Origin of the sequence: Burkholderia metallica (genome assembly GCF_902832845.1) — a bacterium.
In the GTDB taxonomy this organism is placed as follows: Bacteria; Pseudomonadota; Gammaproteobacteria; order Burkholderiales; family Burkholderiaceae; genus Burkholderia; species Burkholderia metallica.
Genome location: NZ_CADFDB010000006.1, coordinates 373245 through 397984, shown reverse-complemented (window position 1 = coordinate 397984; position 24740 = coordinate 373245). Strand labels below are relative to the sequence as shown.

At 67.1% G+C, this 24740-nt stretch carries 21 protein-coding genes; 6 read left to right on the top strand and 15 right to left on the bottom strand.

All coding sequences use genetic code 11. The annotated features are described in order from the left end of the window. Window positions 1–111 precede the first annotated feature (111 nt). A complete protein-coding gene (locus HWX08_RS19395) occupies window positions 112–1437 on the top strand; it encodes an epoxide hydrolase family protein (protein WP_174920124.1) in 1326 nt (441 codons plus the stop codon). A gap of 270 nt (window positions 1438–1707) precedes the next feature. Here the strand turns inward: HWX08_RS19395 and HWX08_RS19390 are convergent, their stop codons facing one another. The 14 genes from HWX08_RS19390 to HWX08_RS19325 form a co-directional block, all read right to left on the bottom strand. Beyond that, the gene (locus HWX08_RS19390) at window positions 1708–2733 is read right to left on the bottom strand and encodes a MerR family transcriptional regulator (RefSeq protein ID WP_174920126.1); all 1026 of its coding nucleotides are present in this window, start codon (window positions 2731–2733) and stop codon (window positions 1708–1710) included. A 125-nt stretch (window positions 2734–2858) separates the two neighbouring features. Beyond that, on the bottom strand, window positions 2859–4325 hold the full coding sequence (xylB, locus tag HWX08_RS19385) for a xylulokinase (RefSeq protein ID WP_174920128.1): 1467 nt from the start codon (window positions 4323–4325) through the stop codon (window positions 2859–2861). Further along, window positions 4322–5257 (bottom strand): AraC family transcriptional regulator, encoded by a 936-nt coding sequence (locus tag HWX08_RS19380; RefSeq protein ID WP_174920130.1) that lies wholly within the window; start codon window positions 5255–5257, stop codon window positions 4322–4324. The genes xylB and HWX08_RS19380 overlap by 4 nt, the downstream gene beginning before the upstream one ends. 32 nt (window positions 5258–5289) lie before the next feature. Next, window positions 5290–6483 (bottom strand): ABC transporter ATP-binding protein, encoded by a 1194-nt coding sequence (locus HWX08_RS19375; RefSeq protein WP_174920131.1) that lies wholly within the window; start codon window positions 6481–6483, stop codon window positions 5290–5292. A 3-nt stretch (window positions 6484–6486) separates the two neighbouring features. Then, entirely contained in the window at window positions 6487–7521 is a 1035-nt protein-coding gene (locus HWX08_RS19370; protein ID WP_174920133.1) for an NAD(P)-dependent alcohol dehydrogenase, read from the bottom strand. 10 nt (window positions 7522–7531) lie between these two features. Next, on the bottom strand, window positions 7532–8371 hold the full coding sequence (locus tag HWX08_RS19365; RefSeq protein ID WP_107310675.1) for a carbohydrate ABC transporter permease: 840 nt from the start codon (window positions 8369–8371) through the stop codon (window positions 7532–7534). Next, the gene (locus HWX08_RS19360; RefSeq protein WP_226243243.1) at window positions 8359–9327 is read right to left on the bottom strand and encodes a carbohydrate ABC transporter permease; all 969 of its coding nucleotides are present in this window, start codon (window positions 9325–9327) and stop codon (window positions 8359–8361) included. The genes HWX08_RS19365 and HWX08_RS19360 overlap by 13 nt, the downstream gene beginning before the upstream one ends. Beyond that, complete coding sequence (locus HWX08_RS19355) at window positions 9311–10576, bottom strand: ABC transporter substrate-binding protein (RefSeq protein ID WP_264162242.1); 1266 nt, start codon at window positions 10574–10576, stop codon at window positions 9311–9313. The genes HWX08_RS19360 and HWX08_RS19355 overlap by 17 nt, the downstream gene beginning before the upstream one ends. Window positions 10577–10766: 190 nt before the next feature. Next, window positions 10767–11726, bottom strand: coding sequence for an amidohydrolase family protein (locus HWX08_RS19350; RefSeq protein ID WP_174920137.1), 960 nt, complete (start codon window positions 11724–11726; stop codon window positions 10767–10769). Between the two features lies 1 nt (window position 11727). Continuing rightward, a complete protein-coding gene (locus HWX08_RS19345) occupies window positions 11728–12675 on the bottom strand; it encodes a YncE family protein (protein ID WP_174920139.1) in 948 nt (315 codons plus the stop codon). A 43-nt stretch (window positions 12676–12718) separates the two neighbouring features. After that, window positions 12719–14011 (bottom strand): MFS transporter, encoded by a 1293-nt coding sequence (locus HWX08_RS19340; RefSeq protein WP_174920141.1) that lies wholly within the window; start codon window positions 14009–14011, stop codon window positions 12719–12721. A gap of 194 nt (window positions 14012–14205) precedes the next feature. Beyond that, window positions 14206–15123 (bottom strand): dihydrodipicolinate synthase family protein, encoded by a 918-nt coding sequence (locus HWX08_RS19335; protein ID WP_174920143.1) that lies wholly within the window; start codon window positions 15121–15123, stop codon window positions 14206–14208. A gap of 8 nt (window positions 15124–15131) precedes the next feature. Beyond that, window positions 15132–16304: an L-rhamnonate dehydratase gene (locus HWX08_RS19330; protein ID WP_174920145.1), complete on the bottom strand. Its 1173-nt coding sequence runs from the start codon at window positions 16302–16304 to the stop codon at window positions 15132–15134. A 50-nt stretch (window positions 16305–16354) separates the two neighbouring features. Further along, window positions 16355–17410: a 4-hydroxythreonine-4-phosphate dehydrogenase PdxA gene (locus tag HWX08_RS19325; protein WP_174920147.1), complete on the bottom strand. Its 1056-nt coding sequence runs from the start codon at window positions 17408–17410 to the stop codon at window positions 16355–16357. Window positions 17411–17524: 114 nt separating this feature from the next. Between HWX08_RS19325 and HWX08_RS19320 the strand changes: the two genes are divergently transcribed. Then, entirely contained in the window at window positions 17525–18472 is a 948-nt protein-coding gene (locus HWX08_RS19320) for a LysR family transcriptional regulator (protein WP_174920149.1), read from the top strand. Between the two features lie 255 nt (window positions 18473–18727). On the opposite strand, the gene HWX08_RS19315 is transcribed toward HWX08_RS19320, so the two are convergent. Then, window positions 18728–20005 (bottom strand): MFS transporter, encoded by a 1278-nt coding sequence (locus HWX08_RS19315; RefSeq protein WP_174920150.1) that lies wholly within the window; start codon window positions 20003–20005, stop codon window positions 18728–18730. Between the two features lie 649 nt (window positions 20006–20654). Here HWX08_RS19315 and HWX08_RS19310 point away from each other — a divergent pair. From HWX08_RS19310 to HWX08_RS19295, 4 genes are all read left to right on the top strand, one after another. Beyond that, the gene (locus HWX08_RS19310; protein WP_174920152.1) at window positions 20655–21182 is read left to right on the top strand and encodes a CS1 type fimbrial major subunit; all 528 of its coding nucleotides are present in this window, start codon (window positions 20655–20657) and stop codon (window positions 21180–21182) included. Between the two features lie 89 nt (window positions 21183–21271). Then, a complete protein-coding gene (locus HWX08_RS19305; protein WP_174920154.1) occupies window positions 21272–23527 on the top strand; it encodes a TcfC E-set like domain-containing protein in 2256 nt (751 codons plus the stop codon). 33 nt (window positions 23528–23560) lie between these two features. After that, window positions 23561–24247, top strand: coding sequence for a pilus assembly protein (locus HWX08_RS19300; protein WP_174920156.1), 687 nt, complete (start codon window positions 23561–23563; stop codon window positions 24245–24247). Then, window positions 24247–24720 carry a hypothetical protein gene (locus HWX08_RS19295; protein WP_174920322.1) on the top strand — a complete coding sequence of 158 codons (474 nt, stop codon included), beginning with the start codon at window positions 24247–24249 and terminating at the stop codon, window positions 24718–24720. The genes HWX08_RS19300 and HWX08_RS19295 overlap by 1 nt, the downstream gene beginning before the upstream one ends. Window positions 24721–24740 lie beyond the last annotated feature (20 nt).

Genomic DNA, 24740 nt, shown 5'->3' with positions numbered 1-24740 from the left:
CTGTATTTTTCATGCACATCAATAAGTAGTCCTGATATGAAACGCAATCGATAGACGCGCGCGCCGTATTGATTGATTCACCGACTTTCCATGCTGAAAACCGGAGTTCGTATGTCAACTGATGTTTCTCCGACGGCCACATCGCGCCGTCATTTCATGGGCGTCGCAGTGGCAGCCGCCGTGGCGGGTTCGTTCAATGCGGTCACCTTCGCCGGGGCCGATAGACCTGTCGGCGACATCGCCACGTCGGCCGGCGGCGACGAAACCGCGATCCGGCCGTTGCACGTGCATGCGCCGGAGTCTCAACTCGTCGAATTGCGGCGACGCATCAAGGCAACCCGGTGGCCCGAGCGCGAGACAGTGCACGATACGTCGCAGGGTGTGCAACTTGCGACGATGCAAAAGCTCGCCGACTACTGGGCGACGCGATACGACTGGCGCAAGGTCGAGGCAACGCTCAACGCGTTGCCGCAATTCGTTACCGAGATCGACGGGCTCGACATTCACTTCATTCATGTGCGGTCGAAGCATCCAAACGCATTGCCGATCATTGTCACGCACGGCTGGCCGGGTTCGATCGTCGAACAGCTGAAAATTGTCGATCCCCTTACCAATCCGACAGCGCATGGCGGGTCGCCGTCGGACGCTTTCGACGTCGTGATTCCGTCGTTGCCGGGGTACGGTTTCTCGGGCAAACCCACGACGACCGGCTGGGATCCCCAGCGCATCGCGCGCGCGTGGGTCGTGCTGATGCAACGTCTCGGGTACGAGCGATACGTCGCGCAAGGCGGTGACTGGGGAAATGCGGTCACGGAGCAAATGGCCCTGTTGAAGCCGCCGGGGCTGCTCGGCATTCACACCAACATGCCGGCGACCGTGCCGGACGACATCGCGACGGCACTGAAATTCGGCGATCCGGCACCGTCCGGACTCTCGTCCGATGAAAAACACGCGTTCGACCAACTCGATTTCTTCTACAAGCACGGGCTCGGTTACGCGCAGGAAATGGCAAACCGGCCGCAGACGTTGTATGCGATCGAAGATTCGCCCATCGGCCTCGCCGCGTGGATGCTGGACCACGACGCGTCGGGTCTCGCACTCATCACACGCGTCTTCAATGGCGAGTCTGAAGGGCTCACACGAGACGACGTTCTCGACAACGTCACGTTGTACTGGCTGACGAACACGGCCGTTTCATCGGCGCGACTGTACTGGGAGAGCAAGCTGAGCTTCTTTGCCCCGAAACATGTCGTGATTCCGGTGGCCGTCAGCGTCTTTCCGGACGAGATCTACGCTGCGCCGAAGCGTTGGGCGGAAGCCGCTTATCCCAGGCTGGTTCACTTCAATCGGTTGTCGAAAGGTGGGCACTTTGCAGCGTGGGAGCAGCCTCAAGCGCTATCGGAAGAGCTTCGCGCGAGTTTCAGGACGCTGCGCTGAACGCAGTGAATGACGCAGCCTGCCGCGAGGTTTACGCGCCAACCTGTCGCGATGGCGTGCCGGACTGCCGATGTGCGTCATCGTTGCAAGCGCCGCAGTAGAGCGGTTTCACAAACTCCGCCACCCGCCCCGTACCAGTGACGCGCCCTGACGCAACTCGCTGATTTTCTGCGCACACCATTGCCGATACTCTGGCGCCCTACGGCACCGGCGGCCCGGACCCGATACGCCGGTCATCGCCGACAGTAACTGCGAACCCGGGCGACACCATCACCCGCCCTCCGGCCGCCGCGCGATCCTTGCGCGGACGGCGGGCGACGCCAGACAAGTGGCCACCGCTTCATACCCGGGTGCGCCGGGGTACGGTGCGACGCGGGCCGGCGGGCTATGGTTGGCGGGACACAGAATGATCGCTTCGTCGGGGCCGACGGCCGACAGGTCCAGTATCGACGACGAGCGCGTCAGCATGAACAGCGGCCGCCGGCCGTCGGCCCTGGCGCGGCGGCGAAGGTACGCAATCAACGCCTCCTGCGTCGGCCGGTCGAGATCCTGTTCGATCATGTCCACGACCCGGGCGCCGATGCCGTCCGCTTCGAGGCCGACGAGCAGCGCGGTCAGCGCCGCGGACGGTGTGGCGCCTTCGTCCGCGAGCCATGCCGACGTGCGCTCGACGCGCGCCTTCAATGCCGGATCGGCCTGCAACGCGGCGAAGGCAGCCGCGCCGTCGTGCTCGAGCCGCTCCAGCCCGATGAACGCAGCGCCGGGCAATGCGTCGGCCAGCCGCAATGCGAGCCGTGTCTTGCCGCTGCCCAGCGAACCGATGATGTAGTTCAGCGGACGGATATCGCGCCACTCGAACCATTCGCCGCCCCACGGCCACGGCAGGCTGAACGCGACGCCGGCAGCCGCCGGATCGAGCAGGCGCGTCAGTTCGCCGTCGTCGGGCATGCGGCCGCGCGCGAGATCGGCGCGGATCGCGCGAACCTTGTCGACCTGGCCGACCAGATCCTGAATGCCGCGTTCGAGCGTCGCTTCATGCGTCGCCAGTGCATCGCTCAGGCTGCGGGCGTCGCCGCTCAGCACGTTCGCGACTTGGGCAAGGCTCAAGCCGAGCGCGCGAAGCGCCGCGATGTCGGCGGCACGCGCCAGATCCTCCGGGCCATAGGCCCGGTATCCGGCCACCGTTCGCGCGGGCGTGACCAGTCCTTGCCGCTCGTACAGCCGCAGCGCCTTGACCGATACGCCGAGCCGGGCAGCGGCTTCCGATGCGCTCAGGCCACGCGTGACGTCGTTCATGGGTCACCTTCGGGTCGTCGATTCGTGACGATCAGCATAAAGGCGGCCCCAGGGGCCGGGTCAAGCGGGCGTGATGTCCGCGGCGACGCAGCCCGAGAAGAGATACACGCCCACGCGGCGAGCGCTCAGTCAGCCGCCGCGAACTCGTCCTTCAACGCGCGATACAACCGCCGATACCGCGCGAGCCGCCCGGCCAGCAGATCGACCGATGCGGCATCGGGCGTGACCGTCTCCGTGACGGGCGGCGCGACGCAGACTTCCGCGAGCGCGTCGTCGGTCGCGGCGACGCGCGCGAGCCGCGCGGCCCCCAGCGCTGCGCCAACCGCGCCGTCCGCGTGACGATGCATCGCAAGCCCCGTCGCATTCGCGCACAGCCGTGCCCAGAACGCGCTCTTGGAGCCGCCGCCGATGAACGACACCGCGTCGAGCGTCGTGCCGGCCGCGCGCAGCGCGTCGTAGCCGTCGGCCATCGCGAACGCGACGCCTTCCATCACCGCATACGCGAGATCGTCCGCGGCGTGCTCGTTGGCGAGCCCGAAGAACACGCCGCGCGCATGCGCGTCGTTGTGCGGCGTGCGTTCGCCGCCGAGATACGGCAGGAACAGCGGCGCACGCGCCGGGTCCGCGCGCTCGGCGCGTGCGGCCAGCTCGCCGGCGGTCGTGCCGTGCGCGCGGGCGAGCCAGTCGAGGCTCGCGGCGGCCGACAGGATCACGCTCATCTGGTGCCAGCGCCCTTCGATGCAATGGCAGAACGCATGCACGGCCGCGTCCGGGTTCGGCGCGAAGCGGTCGTTGCCGGCGAACAGCACGCCCGACGTGCCGAGCGACAGGAAGCCGCTGCCGGCGCCCGTCACGCCCATGCCGATTGCGGACGCCGCGTTGTCGCCGGCGCCGCCGGCGATCGTCACGGGCCCGGCGATGCCCCATTCGCGGCGCAGCGAGTCGCGCAATTGCGCGGCGGGCGCGTTGCCTTCGACGAGGCGCGGCATCTGCGCGCGCGTCAGCTCGGTCGCGGCGAGCATCCGGTCGGACCAGTCGCGGCGCGCGCAGTCGAGCCACAGCGTGCCCGACGCATCGGACATCTCGGACACGAATTCGCCGGACAGGCGCCAGATCAGGTAGTCCTTCGGCAGCAGCACCTTGTGCACCGCGCGGAATACGGCCGGTTCGTACTTCGCGAGCCACAGCAGCTTCGGCGCGGTGAAACCCGGCATCGCCATGTTGCCGGTGATCGTGCGCGATTCGGGCACCAGCGCTTCGAGTTCGACGCATTCGGTGCCGGCGCGCGTGTCGTTCCACAGGATCGCGGGGCGCAGCACCTGGTCCGCGCGGTCGATCAGCGTCGCGCCGTGCATCTGCCCGGACAGCGCGATGCCGCGCAGCGCGGCGAAGCCGGCCGGATGCGCGGCGCGCACCGACGCAATCGCGTCGAGCATCGCGTGCCACCACGCCTGCGGGCTCTGTTCGGACCAGTGCGGATGCGGCCGGCTGATCGACAGCGCGGCCGAGCCGGTCGCGAGGGGCACCGAACGGGAATCGGTGAGAAGAACCTTGACCTCGGACGTGCCGAGATCGATGCCGAGAAATGTCACGGGTGAAGCGTCCTGTCTGGGGCGCGCGGCGGCGTACGCCGAAGCGGCGGTGCGTCGTCGCGGCCGTGCGGTTCGTTGAGCCGGTGCAGCGCGCGGAACTTCGACGGCGGCACCTGCTTCATCGCGAGAAACTGACGGTTGAAGTTCGACAGGTTGTTGAAGCCAACCCGGTAGCAGATGTCGGTCACCGTCAGGTCGGAAAACATCAGCAGCTCGCACGCCTCGTTGATGCGCAGCCGGTTCAGGTAGCGCACGAACGACGAGCCGGTATGGCGGCGAAAAAACCGCGTGAAGGTGCTGACGCTCATCCCGGCGAACGCGGCGACGTCGGTCTCGCGCAGCATGCCGGGCAGGTTCTGCTGCAGGTACGACAGCACCTGGTTGATGGTCGACGACATGTAGTGCTGCGCGTCGCTGCGGTAGCCGGGGCCGGCGAGCACGCGCCGCTCGCGGCACGACGACAGCCGGTCGAACAGCGACATCAGGATCTCCACGCGCCGGCAGCCGTGCGCGTTCGCGAGTTCGAGCATTAGCGGCGCGACGTCGAGCCCGACGCGATCGGGAAACTGCACGCCGCGCGCCGCATCGTCGATCAGGTCGATCACCGGCTGCAGCTCGCTGAACGCGCCGACCATCTTCTCGATCGCATCGCGCGAGAACTGCAGCACGACGTCGCGCGACGGCACGCGTTCGCCGTCGGCGAGTTCGCTGACCCAGTTGTGCGGCAGGTTCGGCCCGGTGACGATCAGGTTGCCGGGGCCGAAATCGCCGATGTGATCGCCGACGAACATCTTGCCGTGCGACGACTGGATCAGATGAATCTCGTACTCGGGATGGAAGTGCCACTTCGCGACCGAATGCGGATAGTCGTGAATCCACGCGCGGAACGACTCGTCGCGGTGGGTGGGAACGATCTCGAGATCCGGGTTCATCGTGAGCTCCGTCTGCGGGGCGTGCCGGCGTGCTACGAACGGGACATCGACCAGCCCGTCGCGGCGGGCGGCGCGGCGCGCGAAGCGGCCGCCGGCGGCGCCGCGTGCGCGATCGGGTTCGCGTCCGGCAGCGCGACGTTGCGCTCGGTGCCGGCGTCGAACAGATGCAGGGCTTCTTCGTCGAAGCGCAACGCTACCACGGCGCCCGGCGCCGGAGCCATCGGGGCCGGCACGAGGGCCGCGCACGGCTGGCCGCACCAGTCCAGCGTGACGAGCGCCTCGGCGCCGAGCAGTTCGACGAGTTCGACGGTGCCGGTCAGCGCGAGCGGGCCCGGGGTCGGATCGGTTTCGGCGACGAGCCGCAGGTGGTTGGGGCGGATCGCGGCCTTCACCTGCTGGCCGTCGTGCAGCCCGGCGAAACGCGGCGATGCGAGCGGCCAGCGCGTGCCGTTGCATTCGAGCAGCACGTTCGCACCGAGCCGCTCGATCGTGCCGTCCGCGAAGTTCATCGCCGGGGTGCCGACGAAGCCGGCGGCGAAGACCGTGTGCGGCTGCCCGTACAGTTCGGCCGGCGTGCCGATCTGCTCGATGTGGCCGCCGCGCATCAGCACGACACGGTCGGCGAGCGTCATCGCCTCCAACTGGTCGTGCGTGACGTACAGCGTGGTCGTCTTCAGCCGCTGGTGCAGCCGCTTGATGTCGCCGCGCAACTGCGTGCGCAGCTTCGCGTCGAGGTTCGACAGCGGCTCGTCGAACAGGAACACCGCGGGCGTCTTGATCATCGCGCGCGCGATCGCCGCACGCTGCTGCTGGCCGCCCGACATCGTTCGCGGGCGGCGGTCGAGCAGCGCGTCGAGGCTCAGGATGCGCGCGACGTCGCGCACGCGGCGGTCGATCTCGTCGGCCGGCACCTTCAGGCGTCGCAGGCCGAACGCGATGTTGTCGTACACCGTCATGTGCGGGTACAGCGCGTAGTTCTGGAACACCATCGCGACGTTGCGCTCGCGCGACGGCAGGTCGTTGACGACCGCATCGCCGATCACGAGCTCGCCGCCGGTGATCGCCTCGAGGCCCGCGATCATCCGCAGCATCGTCGACTTGCCGCAGCCGGACGGGCCGAGCAGCACGATGAATTCGCCGTCGGCGATCTCGAGGTCGAGGGGGTGCAGCACGGCGGGGCCGCCGTCGTAGTGCTTCGACAAAGCCTTGCAGGTGATCCGGGCCATGGCTCAATCCATTTCGATCTGAATCTTGACGTCGCGCGGGTGGCCGCTCGCCGCTTCCTCGAACGCGCGCACGCCTTCGGAGAACGGGAACGTGCGCGAGATGAACGGCTTCACGTCGATCGCGCCGGACGCGATCAGCGCGAGCGCGCGCGGGAAGATGTTCGCGTAGCGGAACACCGATTCGATGCGGCCTTCCTTCGCCTGCAGCGCGACCACGTCGAGCGGCACCGGGGCGACCGGCATCCCGATCAGCACCGCGCAGCCGCCCGGGCACATCAGGTCGACGAGATCCGCATACGCGTTCGCGCTGCCGCTCGCCTCGAACACGACGTCCGCGCCCCAGCCGCCGGATGCTTCCGCCACCGCATCGGCGAGCGGCCGCGTGCGCACGTCGACGGTCGTGACGGCCGGGTTGTCGGCGAACAGCGCGAGCTTGTCGGGCACGATGTCGGCGAGAATCACGCGCGCGGCGCCGCCCGCGAGCGCGGCGAGCGCCGTCATCGCGCCGATCGTGCCGGCGCCGATCACCACCGCGAGGTCGCCCGGTTTCATCGCCGCCTTTTTCGCGGCCTGCAGGCCGATCGATAGCGGTTCGACGATCGCGCCTTCGGCGAACGACACGTTCTCGGGCAGCCGGTACGTGAACGCGGCCGGATGCACGACGTAAGGCGTCAGGCAGCCGTGTATGGGAGGCGTCGCCCAGAAACGCACGTCGGGATCGAGGTTGTAGAGCCCGCGCAGCGTCGCGGGAGAATCGAGGCGCGGCACGCCGGGCTCCATGCACACGCGGTCGCCGACGCGCAGGTGCGTGACGCCGGCCCCCGTCTCGACGACGGTGCCGGACGCCTCGTGGCCGAGCACCATCGGCGCGTCGACGCGGAACGGGCCGATCCCGCCGTGAACGTAGTAGTGCACGTCGCTGCCGCACACACCGACCGTATGCACCTTGATCCGGACGTCGCCGGGGCCGACCGCCTGCGGCAGGTCGATGTCGCGCAGCGCGAGCTCGCGCGTGCGTTCGAGTACGAGCGCTTTCAACACATCCTCCTTATTTTCCGTTGACCATCGAATTGAGCAGCCGGCTCAGGATGCCGACGAACACGAGCGGCGGCAGCGCGAGCAGCACCGTCGACGCGTTGATCACGCCCCACGGCACTTCCTGGCCGAGCGACGTGAACGCGGAGGCGACCACCGGCAGCGTCGCGCTGCGCGACGACGTGAGCGCGAGCGCGATCATCAGTTCGTTCCACACCAGCACGAAGCTGAACACGATGCCGCCGAGCAGCGTGCTCGCGCACACCGGCAGCGCGATGTGCCAGAACACCGCATACGGGCCGTAGCCGTCGAGCGCGGCGGCTTCCTCGATCTCGCGCGGCAGCCGGCGGAACACCGGAATCGACAGCCACGTGATGGTCGACAGCGTGACGAGCAGGTACGTGACGATCATCGACAGCTTCGTGTCGTACAACCCGAGATCGACCCAGATCGCGATCAGCGGCAGCGCGACCGCCACGGGCGGCAGGAAGCGCAGCGACAGCAGGAAGAACTGGATGTCGCGCTTGCCGCGCACCGGATAGCGCGCGATCGCATACGCGGCCGGCACGCCGAGCACCGCGCCGATCAGCACGGCCGCGCCGACGATCGCGATGCTGTTGCCGAGCCCGATCAGCACCTCGGGGCTCGACAGCACCTGCTCGTAGTTCGCGAGCGTCGGCGTGAAGAAGAAGCGCGGCGTGGGCGTGACGATGTCGAGCAGGTGCTTGAGCGAATTGAGCACTGCCCAGAACAGCGGGAACGCGGCGACGAGCAGGATCGCGCCGGCGATCGCGACGGTCGATGCGGTCGAAATGCTTGCGCCGCCGCCGCGGCGGGCCATCAGTCGTCCCATTTGTTGACCCTCTTCCAGATGAGCGTGAAGACGAGCGTGGTCGCGACCATCATCAGCACGGCCATGCTCGACGCATACGACACCTTGCCGGCGAGGCCGATGCCCTGCTGGTACGCGTAGAGATCGAGTGTCTCGGTCGCGATGCCGGGGCCGCCCTTGGTCATCACGTAGATCAGGTCGAACGAGCGCAGCGATTCGACCATCTTGATGAACACGAGGCTCACGAGCGGCGCCTTCAGCATCGGCAGCGCGATGTACGCATGCACCTGCCACGTCGTCGCGTAGTCGAGCCGCGCGGCTTCGAGCGGTTCGGGCGGCAGCGTCTCCAGCAGCTTCAGGATCACGACCGCGAAGAACAGCCCCCATTGCCATACGTCGACGAGCGCGACCGCGTACAGCGCGAGATGAGGATCGGCGAGGAACGCGGTGTTTTCGATGCCGATCGTGCCGAGCAGCCAGCTCAGGATGCCGGTGAGCGGCGCATACATGAACTTCCAGATGAACGCGGCCGACACGCGCGGCAGCAGCACCGGCATGATCAACACCAGGGACGCGACGCGGCGCCAGCGGCCGTGTACGCGCTCGAACAGGAACACGGCGAGCGCGATCCCGACGATCACCGCGCCGGCCACCGTGACGACTTCCCACAGCACCGACACCTCGATCGCGTTCAGGAAGCGCCGGTCGGCGGCGAGCCGCACGAAGTTGCGCAGGCCGACGTATTCGCTGTCCGGATAGCGCAGCACGCGGTTGCGCAGCGCGAGGTTGATCGCGGCGACGGTCGGGACGAGGCTCAGGACCGCGAGCAGCGCGAGCGTCGGCGCGAGGAACACCCACGGCAGGCTCGTGCGGTCGCGGCGCGCGCGGCCGCGCCGCGCGGACGGTGCGGCAGGCGGGGAAGGGGCCGGGCGGACGTCGAGCGCGCGTCCGCCGGCGCCGTCATTTGCGAGCGCCATGTTCGAGCGCGTCCTTCGCGTACTGGGCCGCATCGTCGAGCGTGCCGCGCACGTCCGTCTGCGTGCCGGTGAACACCTGTTCGAGCGCGATGCCGAGGTTGTCGCCGATGTCGGGCCACTGCGGCGTGCGCCAGATCGTCACCTGCGTGACCGGGTTGGTGTCGTTCAGCCCGGCCTGGATCTGCGGTGCGACGTGCTGCCTGAAGTACGGGCTCGCGATCGTGCTCGATCGGTTGTAGTCGCTGAACACGCCGTTGCGCAGCCGCGCCTGCTCCTGGTCCTTGCTGGTCGCCCACGCGATGAAGCGGCCAGCGGCCATCCGCGTGCAGTCGTCCTTCGCGCCGACCGCCGAGATCGCGAAGCCGTGTCCGTAAGCGGCCGACGGCAGCGGCGCGGGCGGGCGCGTGTAGCCGACCTTGCCGGCCACGCTCGACTTGCTCGCATCCTCCATCCAGTCGGCGAACGGCGTCGATTCGATCATGAATGCGACCTTGCCCGAGCGGAACGCTTCGAGCGCGTTGCTCCAGTCGTAGGTCGCGGCGCCCGGCGGCGCGTACTTGAACAGTTCGCTGTAGAGTTGCGTGGCCTTCACCGCGGCCGGCGAGTTGAACGCGGGCTGGCCGGCCTTGTCGGTCCACGCGCCGCCCATCCCGAGCATGAATGGCGACCAGCGCCATACGTTCATCCCCGAGCCGCGCTGGCCGCGCGCGACCCAGCCGTACAGCTTCGGCGGCGCGTTGAGCTTCCTGATCGCGGCGACGAGCTGGTCGAGCGTCTTCGGCACCGGGATGTGCGCGGCGTCGAGCAGGTCGCGGCGGTAGAACAGGAAGTCGCCGCCGCCGATCAGCGGCGCGAAGTACGCGACGCCGTTGTAGCTTGCGACCGCGCGGCGGCCGGGCAGGAAGTCGTCGTAGTCGTATTCCTTCGGGTAGTACTTGAGGAGCGGCACGATCCAGTTCGCCGACGCGAATTCGGCGACGTTCGCCTCGTCGACGTAGTAGATCTGGTACGAACCCGCGCCGGTCGACGCGTCGAGCCGCGATTTCGCGCGGCGGTCGTTTTCGCCGAAGTAGCTGATCTCGACCTTCGTGCCGCTCTTCTTCTCGTAGTCGGCCAGCGATTTTTCCATCACCGACAGGCCGAGGCTCTTCTGCGCGAGCACCCGAAGGGTCGGCACCTTGCAGGTTTGCGCGGCCGCGACGCCCGGCAGACAGGCGCCGAGCAGCAGGCCGGCTGCGACGATTCGCATCTTGTTCACCCGTGTCTCCTTGATTCTGCTTGTTCGAATGCCGCCGATGACGGCAGGAACAATGGTGTGACGGGGGCGATGCGATCACCACATCAAAAGAATTCGCGGACCGATACTTTTTGCTCAGCGTGCGTCGTGCGATGCACAAAATGTGGTGGTGGGGTGCGGGGGCGAGGCGGGGCAGCGTGCGTTATCCAGTGATCGGGCGAGCCGACGCATCGAGTGCGATCCGGTACACCCGCAGCGCGTTGTCATGCCAGATCGCACGGCGCGCGGCGTCGTCGAGGTGCGTCATCGAACGCGCGAACGTACGCAGCAGCGCGGGATACGACACGCGCAGGCCGGCCACCGGGAAGTTGCTCGCGAACAGGCAGCGCTGCGCGCCGAAGATCGCGATCGTGTCGCGGATGATCCGTGCATTGTCCGCGTCGTTCCACGCCGCATCGCGCAAGCCGAGTTCGGAAATCTTCACGGCCACGCGCGGCCACGCGGCCAGCGCCGCCATCCCGCGCCGCCAGCGCGCGAGCCCCGCGTCCGAGCGATCCCACGGCAGCCCCGCATGTTCGAGCACGACGTCGACATCCGGTGCATCGGCCAGCAGCGCGGCCGCGTCGTCGAGATGCCAGAACGGCACGCGCAGATCCCAGCACAGCCCGTGCGCGGCGACGCGTTCGAGCGCGGCCGGCCAGCGCGGATCGCGCAGCGTGCCCGGCCCGTCGACCAGCGCATCGGGCGCGGCCGCGGTGCGCGGCTTGAAGCGCACGCCGCGCACGCGCGGCCATGCGGCCTGCTCGGCGAGCCGTTCATCCGCATCGCCGGCGAGCAGGTCGACCCACGCGACGACCGCCGACGGCAACCCGTGCGACGCCGCGACCTCGTGCAGCCAGCGCGTTTCCGCCAGCGCCTCGCCGCGCGCCCGTTCGGCCTCGACGTGCACGCTGGCGACGATCGGTGTGCGTTGCGCCGCGCGCCGCAGATCGTCCACGCCGAAATCGCGGCACAGCGCCGCGTAGTCGCCGAACATGAAGCGCGCCGGATCGTAGTCCTCCTGCAGCCACGGATAGTGCGCGCCCGCGTCGAGCCGCCACAGGTGGTGGTGCGCATCGACGAGCGCATCCGGCAGGCCGTCGGGCGGCGGCGGGGTGTGCATGTCAGCGGGCCCCGGCGAGCACGTACGACGCATCGGGCTCGCGCAGCGTCGCCAGCGCGCCGACGAAACGCCACGTATCGAGGTCGAGCTCGCGCACGTAGTCGTCCTGGAACGACACGTACGCGACGCGCCGCGACGGATGGAACGACAGCGCGGTCGGGTTGGCCGGCAGTGCGATGCGTTCGATCTCCTCCAGCTGCTGCGCATCGAACACGGAGATCGACCGTTCGCCCGAATTGGTCAGCAGCAACAGGTCGCGGCCGTCCGGCGCGCTTGCGCGGTAGATGCGGTTCGGATCGCTGCGCGTCTTCACGCGGCGGCCGCAGGTCATCGTTTCGGTGTCGATCGCGACGAGCGTGTCGTCGCCGCGATTCGCGACGAACAGCGTGCGCTCGTCGCTCGACAGCGCGTTGCCTTCGGGGCGCGGGCCGGGCATCACCGCGCGCGGCGCGACCGTCGCGTCGCGCGGATGGAATTGCGTGACCGTATTCGACAACAGGTGCACGCCGTACGCACGGCTCGCGTCGCGCGTGAGCGTGACGAGGTGCGTCTTCACGCCGCCGGACGGCACCGCCATGTTCGGCACGGGCTGCTTGGTCGGCTCGTCGAACACGAGGAGCATGTCGTGCGCCTCGCTCATCGCGTACAGCCGGCCGTCGCGGTCGCTCGCCATCCCGTGCGGCCGGTAGTACGGCCACAGGTCGAGCATGCGCGTATGCGTGCGTTCGACGAGGTCGATCTCGGCGATCCGGTGATCGCCTTCATGGCCGCGCGACCATGCGGTCTCGATCCCGAAGATGCCGACATACGCGTAGCGCTCGTTCACGTCGACGGTGAACTCGTGCGGGAAGTTCGGCAGCACGACGTGCCTGAGCGCGGTTTTCGTGTCGAGGTCGTAGAAGCTGAAGGTATGGGCGCATTTCTGCACCAGCAACAGGATGTCGTTCATGGTGTGTCTCCGTCGATTCGTTCGTTGTCCCGTATATCGGCCATCAGTCCTCGCAGCGCTTGGGCAGCGTCAGCGCGAGCAGGCCGGCCACCGCGAGCGTGATCGCGAGGCTGTACACGCCGGCCGCCGCGCTCACGTGCTGGGTCAGCACGCCGACCGCATACGGGCCGCAGAACCCGCCGAGATTGCCGAGCGCGTTGATCAGGCCGCGCGCGCTGCCGGCCGTCTCGACGCTGCAGAGCTTCGGCGGAATCGCCCAGAACACGCCGGCGGCCGCCTGCAGGAAGAAGCCGCAGCCGATCAGGAACGCGAACGACACGGCCATCGACGCGTGCGTGAGCACCGACAGCGCGAGGCACGCGGCGAAGCCGACGAGCGGCAGCAGCACGAACAGGCGGCGCTTGCCGGTTCGGTCAGACAAATACGACGTGACGAACATCCCGATCACCATCGCGACGTACGGCAGCATCGCGAGCAGGCCGATCTTGCCCATCCCGGTGTGCGTGAGGTTTTTCAGCAGGGTCGGCAACCACATCGTATAGCCGTAGATGCCGACCTGATAGCAGAAGTTGATCGCGATCAGCAGCCAGATCGTCGGGTTGGGCAGCATCTCGCCGAACGACGCGGCAGCCGGCGTGCCGGCTGCGCGCTTGCGTTCCTGTTCGTCGCGCAGCGCGTCGAGGATGTAGGCTTTCTCGCGCGGCGACACCCAGCGCGCGGTCTCGGGGCCGTCGTCGGCGAACATCAGCCATACGACCAGGCACAGCAGCGACAGCGCGCCCGCGCTAAAGAACAGGTGATGCCAGTCGTACGCGGCGAGGATGAAGCCGGACAGCGGCGCGGTGATCATGCCGGCGAGCGGCACGAACATGATGACCATCGCATTCGCGCGCCCGCGCTCGCGGTCGGGAAACCAGTGGCTGACCATCGTCAGCACGACGGGCAGCATCCCGCCCTCGGCCACGCCGAGCAGGAAGCGCAGCGTCAGCAGTTGCCAGGTGTGCGTGACGAGCCCGGTCAGCACCGACAGCACGGCCCAGCTCACGAGCGACCACGCGATGAAGGTCTTGCCGCTGCCGAGCGCCGCGCGCCGGCCGCCGGGAATCTGCAGGAACAGGTAGCCGAAGAAGAAGATGCCGCCGGCAAGGCCGGCCATCGTCGCGTCCATGCCGAGATCGGCGTTCATCCCGCCGGGCATCGCGAACGCGATGTTCACGCGGTCCATGTAGGAAATGATGCAGGCGAGCAGCAGCGGCGGAATCACGCGCAGCCAGCGGCGGCGCGGAATGGCTTCGCCGGCTTCGTAGGCCGGGGTGGCCGGGTTCAACGAATTCATGATGTCTCCAATATTGTCGATCTGCGGCAGCGATCTTCTGATGGACCGCTGTCACGCCGTGACGAATCCGCACGGGGCTAACCGCCGATGCGCAACGCAGGTACGCATTTCCCATCGGCGCGAACGTCTGTCCGGCTGCACGGCGTGCGCGTCGGGCAGGAGCCGTGAAGCGCACACCGCAGGCGTCCGGACGCCTAATGCCCCCAGCGCAGCACGAGCGGATCGAGCCGCCGCGCCGTGTCGAGCAACCCGGCGCGCACCTGGGGATGCAGCTCGGGCCACGGCGCGCGCGGGGCGTCGCATGCGATCACGCCGCCTTCGCGCATCAGCGCCTTTGCGGTGAGGAAGCCCGACTGGCGGTTTTCGTAGTTGATCAGCGGCAGCCAGCGCACGTACTGCTCGACTGCTTCGTCGCGGCGGCCGGCGAAATACGCGTCGGTGATCCGGCGAATGCCGTCCGGATAGCCGCCGCCCGTCATCGCGCCGGTCGCGCCGGCATCGAGATCGGCGAGCAGCGTGATGCCTTCCTCGCCGTCCCACGGCCCCTCGATCGCATCGCCGCCGAGCGCGATCAGCTCGCGCAGCTTCGACGCGGCGCCGGCCGTCTCGATCTTGAAGTACGACACGGCGTCGATCTCGCGGGCGAGCGACGCGAGCAGCGCTGCCGGCAGCGCGACGCCGCTAGCGGGTGCGTCCTGGATCATCAGCGGAATGTCGAGGCCGTCGGCCACCTCGCGGAAGAACGCGCGCACCTGCGCTTCCGGCACGCGGAATGTCGCGCCGTGGTACGGCGGCATCACCATCACCATCGCGGCGCCGAGCGCCTGCGCGTGCCGGTTGCGTGCCGCGCAGATCCGCGCGCTGAAGTGCGACGTCGTGACGATCACCGGCACGCGGCCCGCGACGTGCTCGAGCGTGACGCGCGTGATCAGGTCGCGTTCGTCGTCGCCGAGCGAGAATTGCTCGGAGTAGTTCGCGTGGATGCAGATGCCTTGCGAACCGGCATCGATCATGAACTCGAGGCAGCGGCGCTGGCCGTCGAGATCGAGCGCGCCGGTCGCGTCGAAGATCGTCGGCGCGACCGGAAAGACGCCCTGGTAGCGTGCGTGCATGGCGGGCCTCACTCGACGATGTCGAACTGGTCGAGAAACGCGGTCTTCAGCGTGAGGCCGAGGCCTGGCACGTCGTCGCGCAGCTGCACGAAGCCGTTCTCGGCCACCGGCTCGCCGTCGAAGATGTAATAGAACAGCTCGTTGCCGACCTCGACGTCGAACATCGGGAAGTACTCGCTCATCGGCGACGCGAGCGTGCTCATCGTCAGGTGATAGTTGTGCATCTGGCCCGCATGCGGAATCACCGGCACGCTGTACGCCTCGCACAGCGCGTTGATCTTGTGCGCCATCGTGATCCCGCCGACGCGGTTCGTGTCGTACTGGACGACCGACACGGCCTTGCGGTCGAGCAGTTGCTTGAAGCCGTACAGCGAGAACTCGTGCTCGCCGCCGGAGATCGGGATGCGCGTCAGCTGGTTCAGCTCCGCATAGCCGTCGATGTCGTCGGCGATCACCGGTTCTTCCAGCCAGCGCGGCTGGTATTTCTCGAGCTTCGGCAGGATGCGCTTCGCGTACTCGAGGTTCCAGCCCATGTAGCACTCGAGCATCAGGTCGTTGTCGTAGCCGATCACCTCGCGGATCGCGGCAACCGACTTCAGGTTTTCGACCACGCCCTGCTGCCCGTGCGCGGGCCCGTAGCCGAAGCGCATCTTGAACGCGCGGAAGCCTTCCTTCAGGTAGCGCTGCGCTTCGTCCTGCATCTCTTTCAGGTCGGTGCGGTAGAGCTTCGAGTAGTAGCAGGGGATCTTTTCCTTGGTGCGGCCGCCGAGCAGCTTGAACACCGGCTTGCCGACGCTCTTGCCGAGGATGTCCCAGATCGCGATGTCGACCGCCGAGATCGCCGCCATGCCGATGCCCTTGCGGCCCCACGCGTGGGTCGCGCGATACATCCGCTGGTTCAGGTATTCGTAGTCCCACGGGTCGTGGCCGATCACGAGCGGCGCGAGGTACTGGTCGATGATCACCTTCGCGACGTGCGGCGCGAGCGCGACGTTGCCGAGGCCGACGATGCCGTCGTCGGTCTCCACCTCGACGACCGTCCACGAATGGAAGCGGAACGTGCTCATCGTTTCCTGCGGCGCGTACAGCAGATCCATCGCGTTCGAGCAGAAGTTGCCCTGGGGCGGAACGGTCTTGCCTTTCCACTGGAATACGCGTGCGCGCACGGAACGGATTTTCATGATGGTGTCTCCGGTAATTGGTGTTGTCGGGTGCGGGAGGCGCGCGAACGTCACGCCGAAACGGTGGCAGTGCGGCGCGCGGCGCCCATCCGGCACGCGATCTGCAGCGCCTGCCAGGTTGCGCCGACGTCGGCCGTGCCGCGGCCCGCGATGTCGTACGCGGTGCCGTGCGCGGGCGTCGTGATCGGCACGGGCAGCCCGCCCTGCACGGTGACGCCGCGCGAGAAGCCGAGCAGCTTGATCGCGATCTGCCCCTGGTCGTGGTACATCGTGACGATCGCCTGGTAGTCGCCGGCCTGCGCCTTCAGGAAGATCGTGTCGGCGGGGAACGGGCCGTGGAACGGCGCGTCGGTCGGCCAGTCGCGCGCCTGCAGCTTGCGCACCGCCGGCTCGATGATGTCGACTTCCTCGCGGCCGCAGCTGCCGCCGTCGCCGCCGTGCGGGTTGAACGCGGCGATCGCCACTTTCGGCGCCGCGACACCGTTCGCGAGCAGCGACCGGTAGATCAGTTCGGAGGCCTGCTCGATCCGCTCGATGCTCAGGTAGCGCGGCGCATCCTTCAGCGGAATGTGCGACGAGATGCGCGCGGTCCACAGCTCGCCGAGCGTGTTGAATTCGCAGAAGTAGCCGGTCACGCCGAGCGCTTCGGCGAAGTGGTGCAGCTCGTCCTCGTGTTTCAGCCCGCCGAGCTTCATCGCGTACTTGTTCAGCGGCGCGAAGCAGATCGCGTCGATGTCGCCGGCGAGCGCCGCGTCGAGGCACAGGTCGAGCACGGTCAGCGTCGAGCGGCCGCCGGCCGCGCCGGGCTGCCCGACCGTGACGTCGGCCGGGGCGATCGTGTCGACGGCGACGAACGCGGCGCGCGCGGTCGAGCGCCGGCCGCGCGCGGCGGCGAGCGACGCGACGGGCTCGACGTCGACCGCGACGCCGGCGAAGCGCTGGCCGGCTTCCCACAGCCAGCGGTCGCCGATCAGCACGAGATTTGCATGGGCGGTTGCGTCGGGGCGCGCGAGCAGCTTCGCGATCAGTTCGGCGCCGATGCCGGCGGGGTCGCCGAGCGTCAGCGCGACGACGGGCAGGGGGGCGGCGGGCGAGGGGGTGGTCATGCGTGTCTCCGGTGGCGGCGCGTGGCCGTTTGTCTATGGGGTTGATGCTAGGTAGACGGAATGAGTCGGTAAATTGAAAACTCTTGATGAATCGATAACCTGGAGTAATCAGAGATGGGCTCGATCGACCGACGGGACTCGACCCCGCAGTTGCTGAACCGGCTGCGGATGCGGCAGATCGCGCTGCTGCTGGCCGTGGACGAATGCTCGACGCTGCGCGCGGCGGCCGATCAGATGGGCCTCACGCAGCCGGCCGCGACGAAGATGCTGGCCGAACTGGAGAGTGCGCTCGGCCAGCGGCTGTTCGATCGCGTCGGGCGCGGGCTCGTGCTGAATCCGGCCGGCGCGCGCGTGCTCGGCTATTTCCGCGGGATCCGCGGCAGCGTGGAGGCGCTGAACCGCGAGCTCGGCGAACTGCAGCTCGGCAGCGCGGGGCGGCTCGCGATCGGCAGCATCATGGCGGCGTCGCCGGGGCGGCTCACCGAGGCGCTCGTGCAATTGAAGGCGCGTTACCCGCTGCTCGCGATCGACATCGCGGTGGATACGAGCGACCGGCTGATGCCGCAACTGCGCGAAGGCGTGCTCGAAGTGGTGATCGGGCGCCACGTCGGGACCGATTGCGACTTCCGCGTGGTGGACGACGAGGCGCTCGCGATCATCGCGGGCCGCGACCATCCGCTCGCGGGTGCGGGGGCGGTGGAATTCGACGCGCTGCTCGATTACACGTGGATCCTGCAGCCGGCCGGCAGCCCGGCGCGCGAGGTCGTCGAGCGGGAGTTCAACGCCCGGCATCAGCCGATGCCGCGCGGGCTGGTCGAAACGGGGTCGATTCTGACCACGATGAACCTCGTCGACCGTTCGCCGATGCTCGGCGTGATTCCGCTGACGGTGGCGCGGCGCAATGCGGCGCACGGGCTCGTCGCGATCATCGATTACACGCTCGAACAGAAGCTGCCGTCGTACGGCAGCCTCGTGCGGCGCGACCGGCCGCTGAGCATCCCCGCGCAGCAGTTTCTCGCGCTGTTTCACCAGGACGGGGCGGGCGATGACGGCCGCGTGTAACGGGGTGGTTTGCCAGCCGAGGCGGCCGAGCCCGCCGCGCCGGCCGCGTTGGCCGAACCAGCCGCGGCAGCCGGAGCGGCCGAACCAGCCGAGTGAGCCACGCCGGACGAACCCGCCAAGTCAGCCGCGCCGGCCGAACCAGCCGAACCAGCCAGGCAAACCGGGCCGGTCGCACGCCGCCATCGCGGCACACGGTGACGCGTGACGGCGCCGCCGCCCGGACGGCTGACGCAGGCGAACCCTGAGCGAGCGGTGTCAGTGCGTCGACGGCGCGGCGGGCGCATCGACGAGCGCCGGCATCGATTCCGCGAGTGTGCGCTCCGGCCGGATCCGCAGCGCGGCGACGATACCGATCAGCAGCATCGCGACCGAGCCGATGAACGGCACGGTCCAGCTTCCCGTGCGATCGACGAGATAGCCGAACAGGATCGGCGACAGGATGCCCGAGATCGCGGAGCCCGCGTTCATCATCCCGCTCGCGATGCCGGCGTGGGTCGGCGCGATGTCGCTCGGTACGGCCCAGATCGGCCCGATCGTCAGTTCGAGACACAGGAACGACCCCGACAGGCACAGCGCGACGCCGGCCGTCGAATGCACGAGCGCGAGCGGCAGCAGGCACACGAGCGCGCCGACGAAGCTCGCGACGATCACGCTCTGGCGCGACAACGCGAGATTGCCGGTCTTCCGGTAGATGCGGTCGCACAGCCAGCCGCCGAGCGTGTCGCCCGCCACGCCCGCGAAGAACACGCCGGACGCGAACAGCGCGGTCGATTTCAGGTTCAGCCCCTGGCCGTTCAGGAAGAACGTCGGCAGCCACGTGAAGAACAGCCACGCGGTCCAGCCGTAGCAGAAGTACACGAAGATGGTCGGCGCCATCCGGCGGAAAAGCGGCCCCCACGGCGTCGGGCCGGCCGGCGGCGCGGGGCGCGCGGGATGCGGGCGGCCGCCGGCGGCTGCGTCGCCCAGCGGATGTTCGCGGAAGCCGACGATCCACCACGCGAGCCACACCAGCGTGACCGCGCCGATCACGAAGAACGCGGCGCGCCACGACAGCCAAGTCATCAGCGCGGCGACGATCGGCGGCGTGACCGCGTTGCCGAGCCGCGAGAACGAATGCGTGAAGCCCTGCACGACGCCGCGCCGCTCGCGCGGGAACCAGTGGGTGATCGCGCGGGCCTGGGCCGGCAGCGTCGCGCCTTCGCCGATGCCGAGCAGCAGGCGCGCGGCGAACAGCAGCCCGAGGCTGTGCACGAACCCGGTCGTGAAGGTCGACACGACCCAGATCAGCCCGCAGCCGATCAGCGTGATGCGGGCGCCGAAGCGGTCGGCGATCCAGCCGCCGCCGATCTGGCAGATGGCATACGAATACGCGAACGCGGAGAATGCGACGCCAAGTTCGGTATTCGACAGGCCGAGTTCGGCCTTGATCGCGCCGGCCGCGGTCGCGAGGTTCACGCGGTCGACGTAGAGGATGAATGACAGCGCGCACAGCAGCCACAGCGTGTGGCGCCGTTGACGGTGATCGTTAGGCATGTGTCTCGCTCCGTTGTCGTGCGCGGCGTTACACGGACGCCGCGTCGATTGGCGCAGCCAGCATCGCGCGCCGGGGAGAGGCCGTCTAATGAATCTTTTGGATCGGTTGATAACCTGAGGCATTCATTTCAGCCCGGGCGCATCGACCTGATCCGTGGCGGTGCGGTCGACTGCAGGTTCCGTGCAGTAGCGCTTTCCTCGCCTTCGATGCGCTGACACGGCGCCTGCTCCGCGCGGCACACCCGCCATCCCGAACACCCCGTTCCATGCGCGTGGATGCGCCTGCCCGGCACACAAGCCGTCTCGCCACGCGACAGCCGCTGCCTGCCGCGGCGGCGGCGTGCCGATCGACGCCTGAGCGCTGCAACCACGCGCACTCGATCCGCTGCGAAAAGCATTCTGCTTGCCTCGCCTCGCACAATTCTTTAAATCAACGTAACAATCATGGGCTTAAGGTGACAGTTTTATATTTTTTGGAACTTGAACTAGTCATTTTCATTCGCAATTAAGAACTCGTCTCATTTTCAGCTGGCGTCTACGTCCATAGACTTGCAGCGGTGGGATCTATTTCTCACGTATCGAATTTCCATCGATTATTTATTCAATGCGATTCGAACTAAGAAGCTCATTCTTTAATAGGAATTACTCGATGAAACTCAGCAAACTCGTTTTGGCAATGGGCGTCACCACGGCACTGTTCGGCATGGCACATACGGCACAGGCCGATACGGTGTCGAAGAAGATCACGCTGACCGCCCAGATCAACGACGGCATTTTCGTGTCGAAGCCGGACGGCTCGACCTGGTACGGCACGGAAGAACTGAACGCTACCGACTACACGCAGGCCAAGTTCGAGAAGACGCTGCCGATCCGCGTCTGGTCGAAGAACGCCGACTTCAACGTGTCGCTCGCACAACCGCTGAAGATGTCGAGCGGCGCGTACGAAATGAAGAACGCGAAGGTTTCGCTGACGGGCAACGGCGGCGATGCTGAAGTCAAGTTCGGCGCGGTCCAGAAGGTCACGCAAGTGACGGCTGGCAACGGCGGTTTCGACGAAATCCACAACCTGAAGATCAACGTCGACGCACCGATCCAGGTCGGCACGAACAGCACGAACGGCAGCTACAGCGGCGATCTCGTGATGGTGTTCGAACCGGTCGCAGCAGCAGCACCGTAACCCGTCCCGTACGGAGCCCCGATTCGATCGGGGCTCTCCCTGAAGAATTCCATGCCAGCCCGTCCCAACCCTCCCTAGAAGAAATCAGCGTGGTCGCCTATCAAGCTCCTTTCCGTTTCAACAAGCTGTGGCTGGGTGCGTTTCTTTTTGTTTCGTCATACTCATTCGCACAACTAAAGGTAACGTATGGCGTGCCAGAAGGGTTCAGTGCGGCCGAACTGGACGATAGTGCGAACTATGTCGCGACCTTCAACGGGCGCACGCTGCCGGGGTTCATCAGTTATTCATCGAAGGCCGCGTCGCTTGAATTCGACGCGGCCAAGTATGCAGCAAACGGTATTTCCCCCGACGACGTCGACACGATCCGGAGCGTGATCTCGCAGCTCGACTACAAGCGCTGCAGCAAGGGTTGCGACATCTTGATAGACGGGTACCACGTTACCGTCGACAAGCTGAAGCGGTCGATCTCGATCCGCGATTCGCGCGAAGACTACATCGCGCCGGAAACGGGTTTCGGGCTGGTCAACAACCAGGCGCTCGACTTGCGGGCGGCGTCCGACGGTTACCGTGCGGTCAACGTGAACGGCAACACGTATGTCGGGCTGCCGCTCCAGAGCTTCGGCTACATGAGCTGGTACGCGAACCGTACCGAAATGCGCCATTCCAGCGCCAGCCAGCAGGGGCTGTCTTCGTACTACCTGCAGAAGAATTTCGCCCAAACGTACGTGCGGGCGGGCAAGCAGAACAACATCGATTACGCGGCCGGCACGGTCAACACGCTGCTGTCGCCGAGCTTCGACCAGTTCGTGACAGTCGGCAGCCAGACCCACCTGCAGGTCGACAGCAAGGCCGGCTCGCTGATCCTCTACGCGTCGGCCGAAGGCAACTACGAGTTCTACCGGAACGGCCGGCAGATCCTGAAGCGGCCGGCCGTGCTCGGCCGCAACGAGATCAGCTTCGCCGATCTGCCGGGCGGCTACTACTCGGTCGAGGTCCGCCTCGTCGACCGCAACGGTAACGTGGTCAACCGCGAAACCCGCGAGGTCAACAACCTCAATTTTGGCGCGAGCAGCGGCAACGCATGGCACGTGACGGCCGGCAAGGAGATGGGCAACGGCGGCTATCTGCTCGAGGCCGCGGTCAGCCGGAACTTCAAGCAGTTCTACCTGAACGGGTCGATGCTCGCCGGAAAGGGCGGCAAATGGGCGGCCGAAGTCAACATCACGCGGCCGATGCAGCTGGGCGGCGTCGATATCACGCCCACGCTCGGTCTGTTGAGCGGAGAACGCAGCACGGGCGGCTACGTCAACCTGTCGATGGCGAGCGAGGCGCTTGGCAGCCTGATGGTCAGCCGCTACCAGAATACCGCCGTGTCGCGCTTCTACATCGGTCAGCCGAGCACGGCGGTGTCGTATAGCCGCGCGTTCCGCGGCGTGACGTTCGGCTACAACTACCAGCGCTCGACGTTCAGCGAATCGCAGCAGGCCGAGGCGCGCTGGAACTACCGGCCGAACGGCCTGTGGAGCACGTTCGCGCTCGGTGTGCAGAAGGGCGGCTATCAGGGCCGCGGTGGCTACGGCGTGTATTTCAACATGACGATGATGCTGGACAGGGCGCAGGCGAGCTTCAGCGCCGCGCATTCCGGCGGCCAGACGCAGATCAGCGGCGACGTCCGCAAGGATTTCCAGGACGGCTTCGGCATGACATCCGTCGGCCTGACGGCGAACCGGATCGGCACCAATTACGGCGTGAACGTCTACGGTACGCGCTCCGGCACGCGCGGCGACGCGTCGCTGAACCTGGGCCAGAGCAGCGGTGGCGGCAACGTCGATTTCAACTACCGCGGCATGGTCGCGGCCAGCAAGGACGGCGTTGCGTTCGGCCGTTACAGCTCGAGTGGCAGCGCGATGCTGTTGAAAACGCCGGACCTTCAGGGCGTGAAGTACGGGTTCAACGTCGAAGGCAGCCCGGTGGCCGGCAACAGCACGTATGCGGTGCCGCTCAATGCGTATCGCGACGTGTCGTTCGCGCGCGTGATGAGCAACAGCGAGCAGTTCGACATGAACGTCGAGGTGCCGGCGAACATCGTCCGGGCTCACCCGGGCCAGGTCTACGCGGCATTGGCGAAGGTCGACATCAACATGGTGTACAGCGGCTTCCTGAAGGACACGAACGGCAAGCCGGTGAGCGGCAAGGTGATCGAAACCGGCGACACGGTGCATCCGAACGGGCTGTTCTCGATTGTCAGCAAAACCTTGTTGTCGCAGATCACGCTCGACCAGGACGGCCATCACTACACGTGCAGCCTGAAGGACGCCGGCGGAAACGACTTCCGCTGCCAATGATGGCGCACCCAACCATTGACAGGAATTGACGACATGAATCTGAACTTGCGAACCGCACTTCCGCTAGCGTGCGCGCTGCTGTTTGCCGCCGCTCAACCGGCGCATGCCGAAGGTGAGCTGATGGTGATGCCGGCCACGACCAAGGTATTCAACAATCACGACCAGACCGTCACGGTGAAGAACATGGGCGACGCGCCGCTCTACCTGTCGATCTCGGCGCAGAAAGTGATGAATCCGGGCAAAACGCCCGAAGAGAAACAGAACCTCGGCGAGCTGCAGCATCCGGGCGTGCTTGCGAGCCCGGACAAGCTGACGCTCGGCCCGAACCAGTCGCGCTCGATCACGCTCAGGTCGCTCGCGGAGCCCGAGAACGAAGAACTGTACCGGCTCTATATCGTGCCGGTCAGGTCGCTCAAGGTGGACGACGCGCCGCAGGACAAGATCACCGCGCCGATGTCGGTATCCGTCGGTTATGGCGTGCTGGTGCGGCACATGCCGCCGCCGGGCAAGCAACGCGTGAGCTGGGCGCACCGTTGCGAGAACGGCGGCCTGACGCTCGAGAACACCGGCAACGTGCGCCAGGTGTTCAACGATGCGAAGTATGACGGCGCGGCGGCTGCACAAACGATCGCGGTATTCCCGGGCACGCCTCAGCACTTCGCGACGAAGCGGATGACGTTGCGTGTCGACGACAAGCCGCAGACGCTGGAGTGCCCGTGATGATGCGCGTGGCGCGCACCGCAATCGGGGTGCTGGCCGCGCTGGCCTGCACCTCCAGCATGGCCGCCGGCGTGCTGAAGCTGTCGCGCATGGAGCTGACGCTCGAGCCGGAAAAGCCGGCGCCCGAACTGTATGTCGAGAACGCCGGCGACACGCCGCTTTACCTGGACATCGAGCAGCACCTGCTGACCAATCCGGGCGATTCTCCCGAGCATCGGGTGCCGGTAGGAGAAGTGGAGCGACCCATGCTGCTGGTGGTGCCCGGGCGCTTGGCGCTGGCGCCGGGGCAGAAATATCGAATCGGGCTGAAAGAACTGGCTGTGCCTTCGAAAACGCAGGTATGGCGCGTTACGTTCCGGCCAAACGAGCGGATTGCTGTCGATGCCGGTCAGAGCGAAGGTGCGCCGGCTCCGCTGTTCGTCAATGTCGGATATGGCGTGGTGATCTACCAACGTGCGGCGTTGGCTCAGTAACCGGCGGTTGCCGAAACAAT

Excerpts from the sequence above, each read along its gene's own strand:
- HWX08_RS19395 (WP_174920124.1), top strand. The coding sequence starts at position 112 with ATGTCAACTGATGTTTCTCCGACGGCCACATCGCGCCGTCATTTCATG.
- HWX08_RS19390 (WP_174920126.1), bottom strand. The coding sequence starts at position 2,733 with ATGAACGACGTCACGCGTGGCCTGAGCGCATCGGAAGCCGCTGCCCGG.
- HWX08_RS19380 (WP_174920130.1), bottom strand. The coding sequence starts at position 5,257 with ATGAACCCGGATCTCGAGATCGTTCCCACCCACCGCGACGAGTCGTTC.
- HWX08_RS19375 (WP_174920131.1), bottom strand. The coding sequence starts at position 6,483 with ATGGCCCGGATCACCTGCAAGGCTTTGTCGAAGCACTACGACGGCGGC.
- HWX08_RS19365 (WP_107310675.1), bottom strand. The coding sequence starts at position 8,371 with ATGGGACGACTGATGGCCCGCCGCGGCGGCGGCGCAAGCATTTCGACC.
- HWX08_RS19360 (WP_226243243.1), bottom strand. The coding sequence starts at position 9,327 with ATGGCGCTCGCAAATGACGGCGCCGGCGGACGCGCGCTCGACGTCCGC.
- HWX08_RS19355 (WP_264162242.1), bottom strand. The coding sequence starts at position 10,576 with ATGCGAATCGTCGCAGCCGGCCTGCTGCTCGGCGCCTGTCTGCCGGGC.
- HWX08_RS19350 (WP_174920137.1), bottom strand. The coding sequence starts at position 11,726 with ATGCACACCCCGCCGCCGCCCGACGGCCTGCCGGATGCGCTCGTCGAT.
- HWX08_RS19345 (WP_174920139.1), bottom strand. The coding sequence starts at position 12,675 with ATGAACGACATCCTGTTGCTGGTGCAGAAATGCGCCCATACCTTCAGC.
- HWX08_RS19340 (WP_174920141.1), bottom strand. The coding sequence starts at position 14,011 with ATGAATTCGTTGAACCCGGCCACCCCGGCCTACGAAGCCGGCGAAGCC.
- HWX08_RS19335 (WP_174920143.1), bottom strand. The coding sequence starts at position 15,123 with ATGCACGCACGCTACCAGGGCGTCTTTCCGGTCGCGCCGACGATCTTC.
- HWX08_RS19330 (WP_174920145.1), bottom strand. The coding sequence starts at position 16,304 with ATGAAAATCCGTTCCGTGCGCGCACGCGTATTCCAGTGGAAAGGCAAG.
- HWX08_RS19325 (WP_174920147.1), bottom strand. The coding sequence starts at position 17,410 with ATGACCACCCCCTCGCCCGCCGCCCCCCTGCCCGTCGTCGCGCTGACG.
- HWX08_RS19320 (WP_174920149.1), top strand. The coding sequence starts at position 17,525 with ATGGGCTCGATCGACCGACGGGACTCGACCCCGCAGTTGCTGAACCGG.
- HWX08_RS19315 (WP_174920150.1), bottom strand. The coding sequence starts at position 20,005 with ATGCCTAACGATCACCGTCAACGGCGCCACACGCTGTGGCTGCTGTGC.
- HWX08_RS19310 (WP_174920152.1), top strand. The coding sequence starts at position 20,655 with ATGAAACTCAGCAAACTCGTTTTGGCAATGGGCGTCACCACGGCACTG.
- HWX08_RS19300 (WP_174920156.1), top strand. The coding sequence starts at position 23,561 with ATGAATCTGAACTTGCGAACCGCACTTCCGCTAGCGTGCGCGCTGCTG.
- HWX08_RS19295 (WP_174920322.1), top strand. The coding sequence starts at position 24,247 with ATGATGCGCGTGGCGCGCACCGCAATCGGGGTGCTGGCCGCGCTGGCC.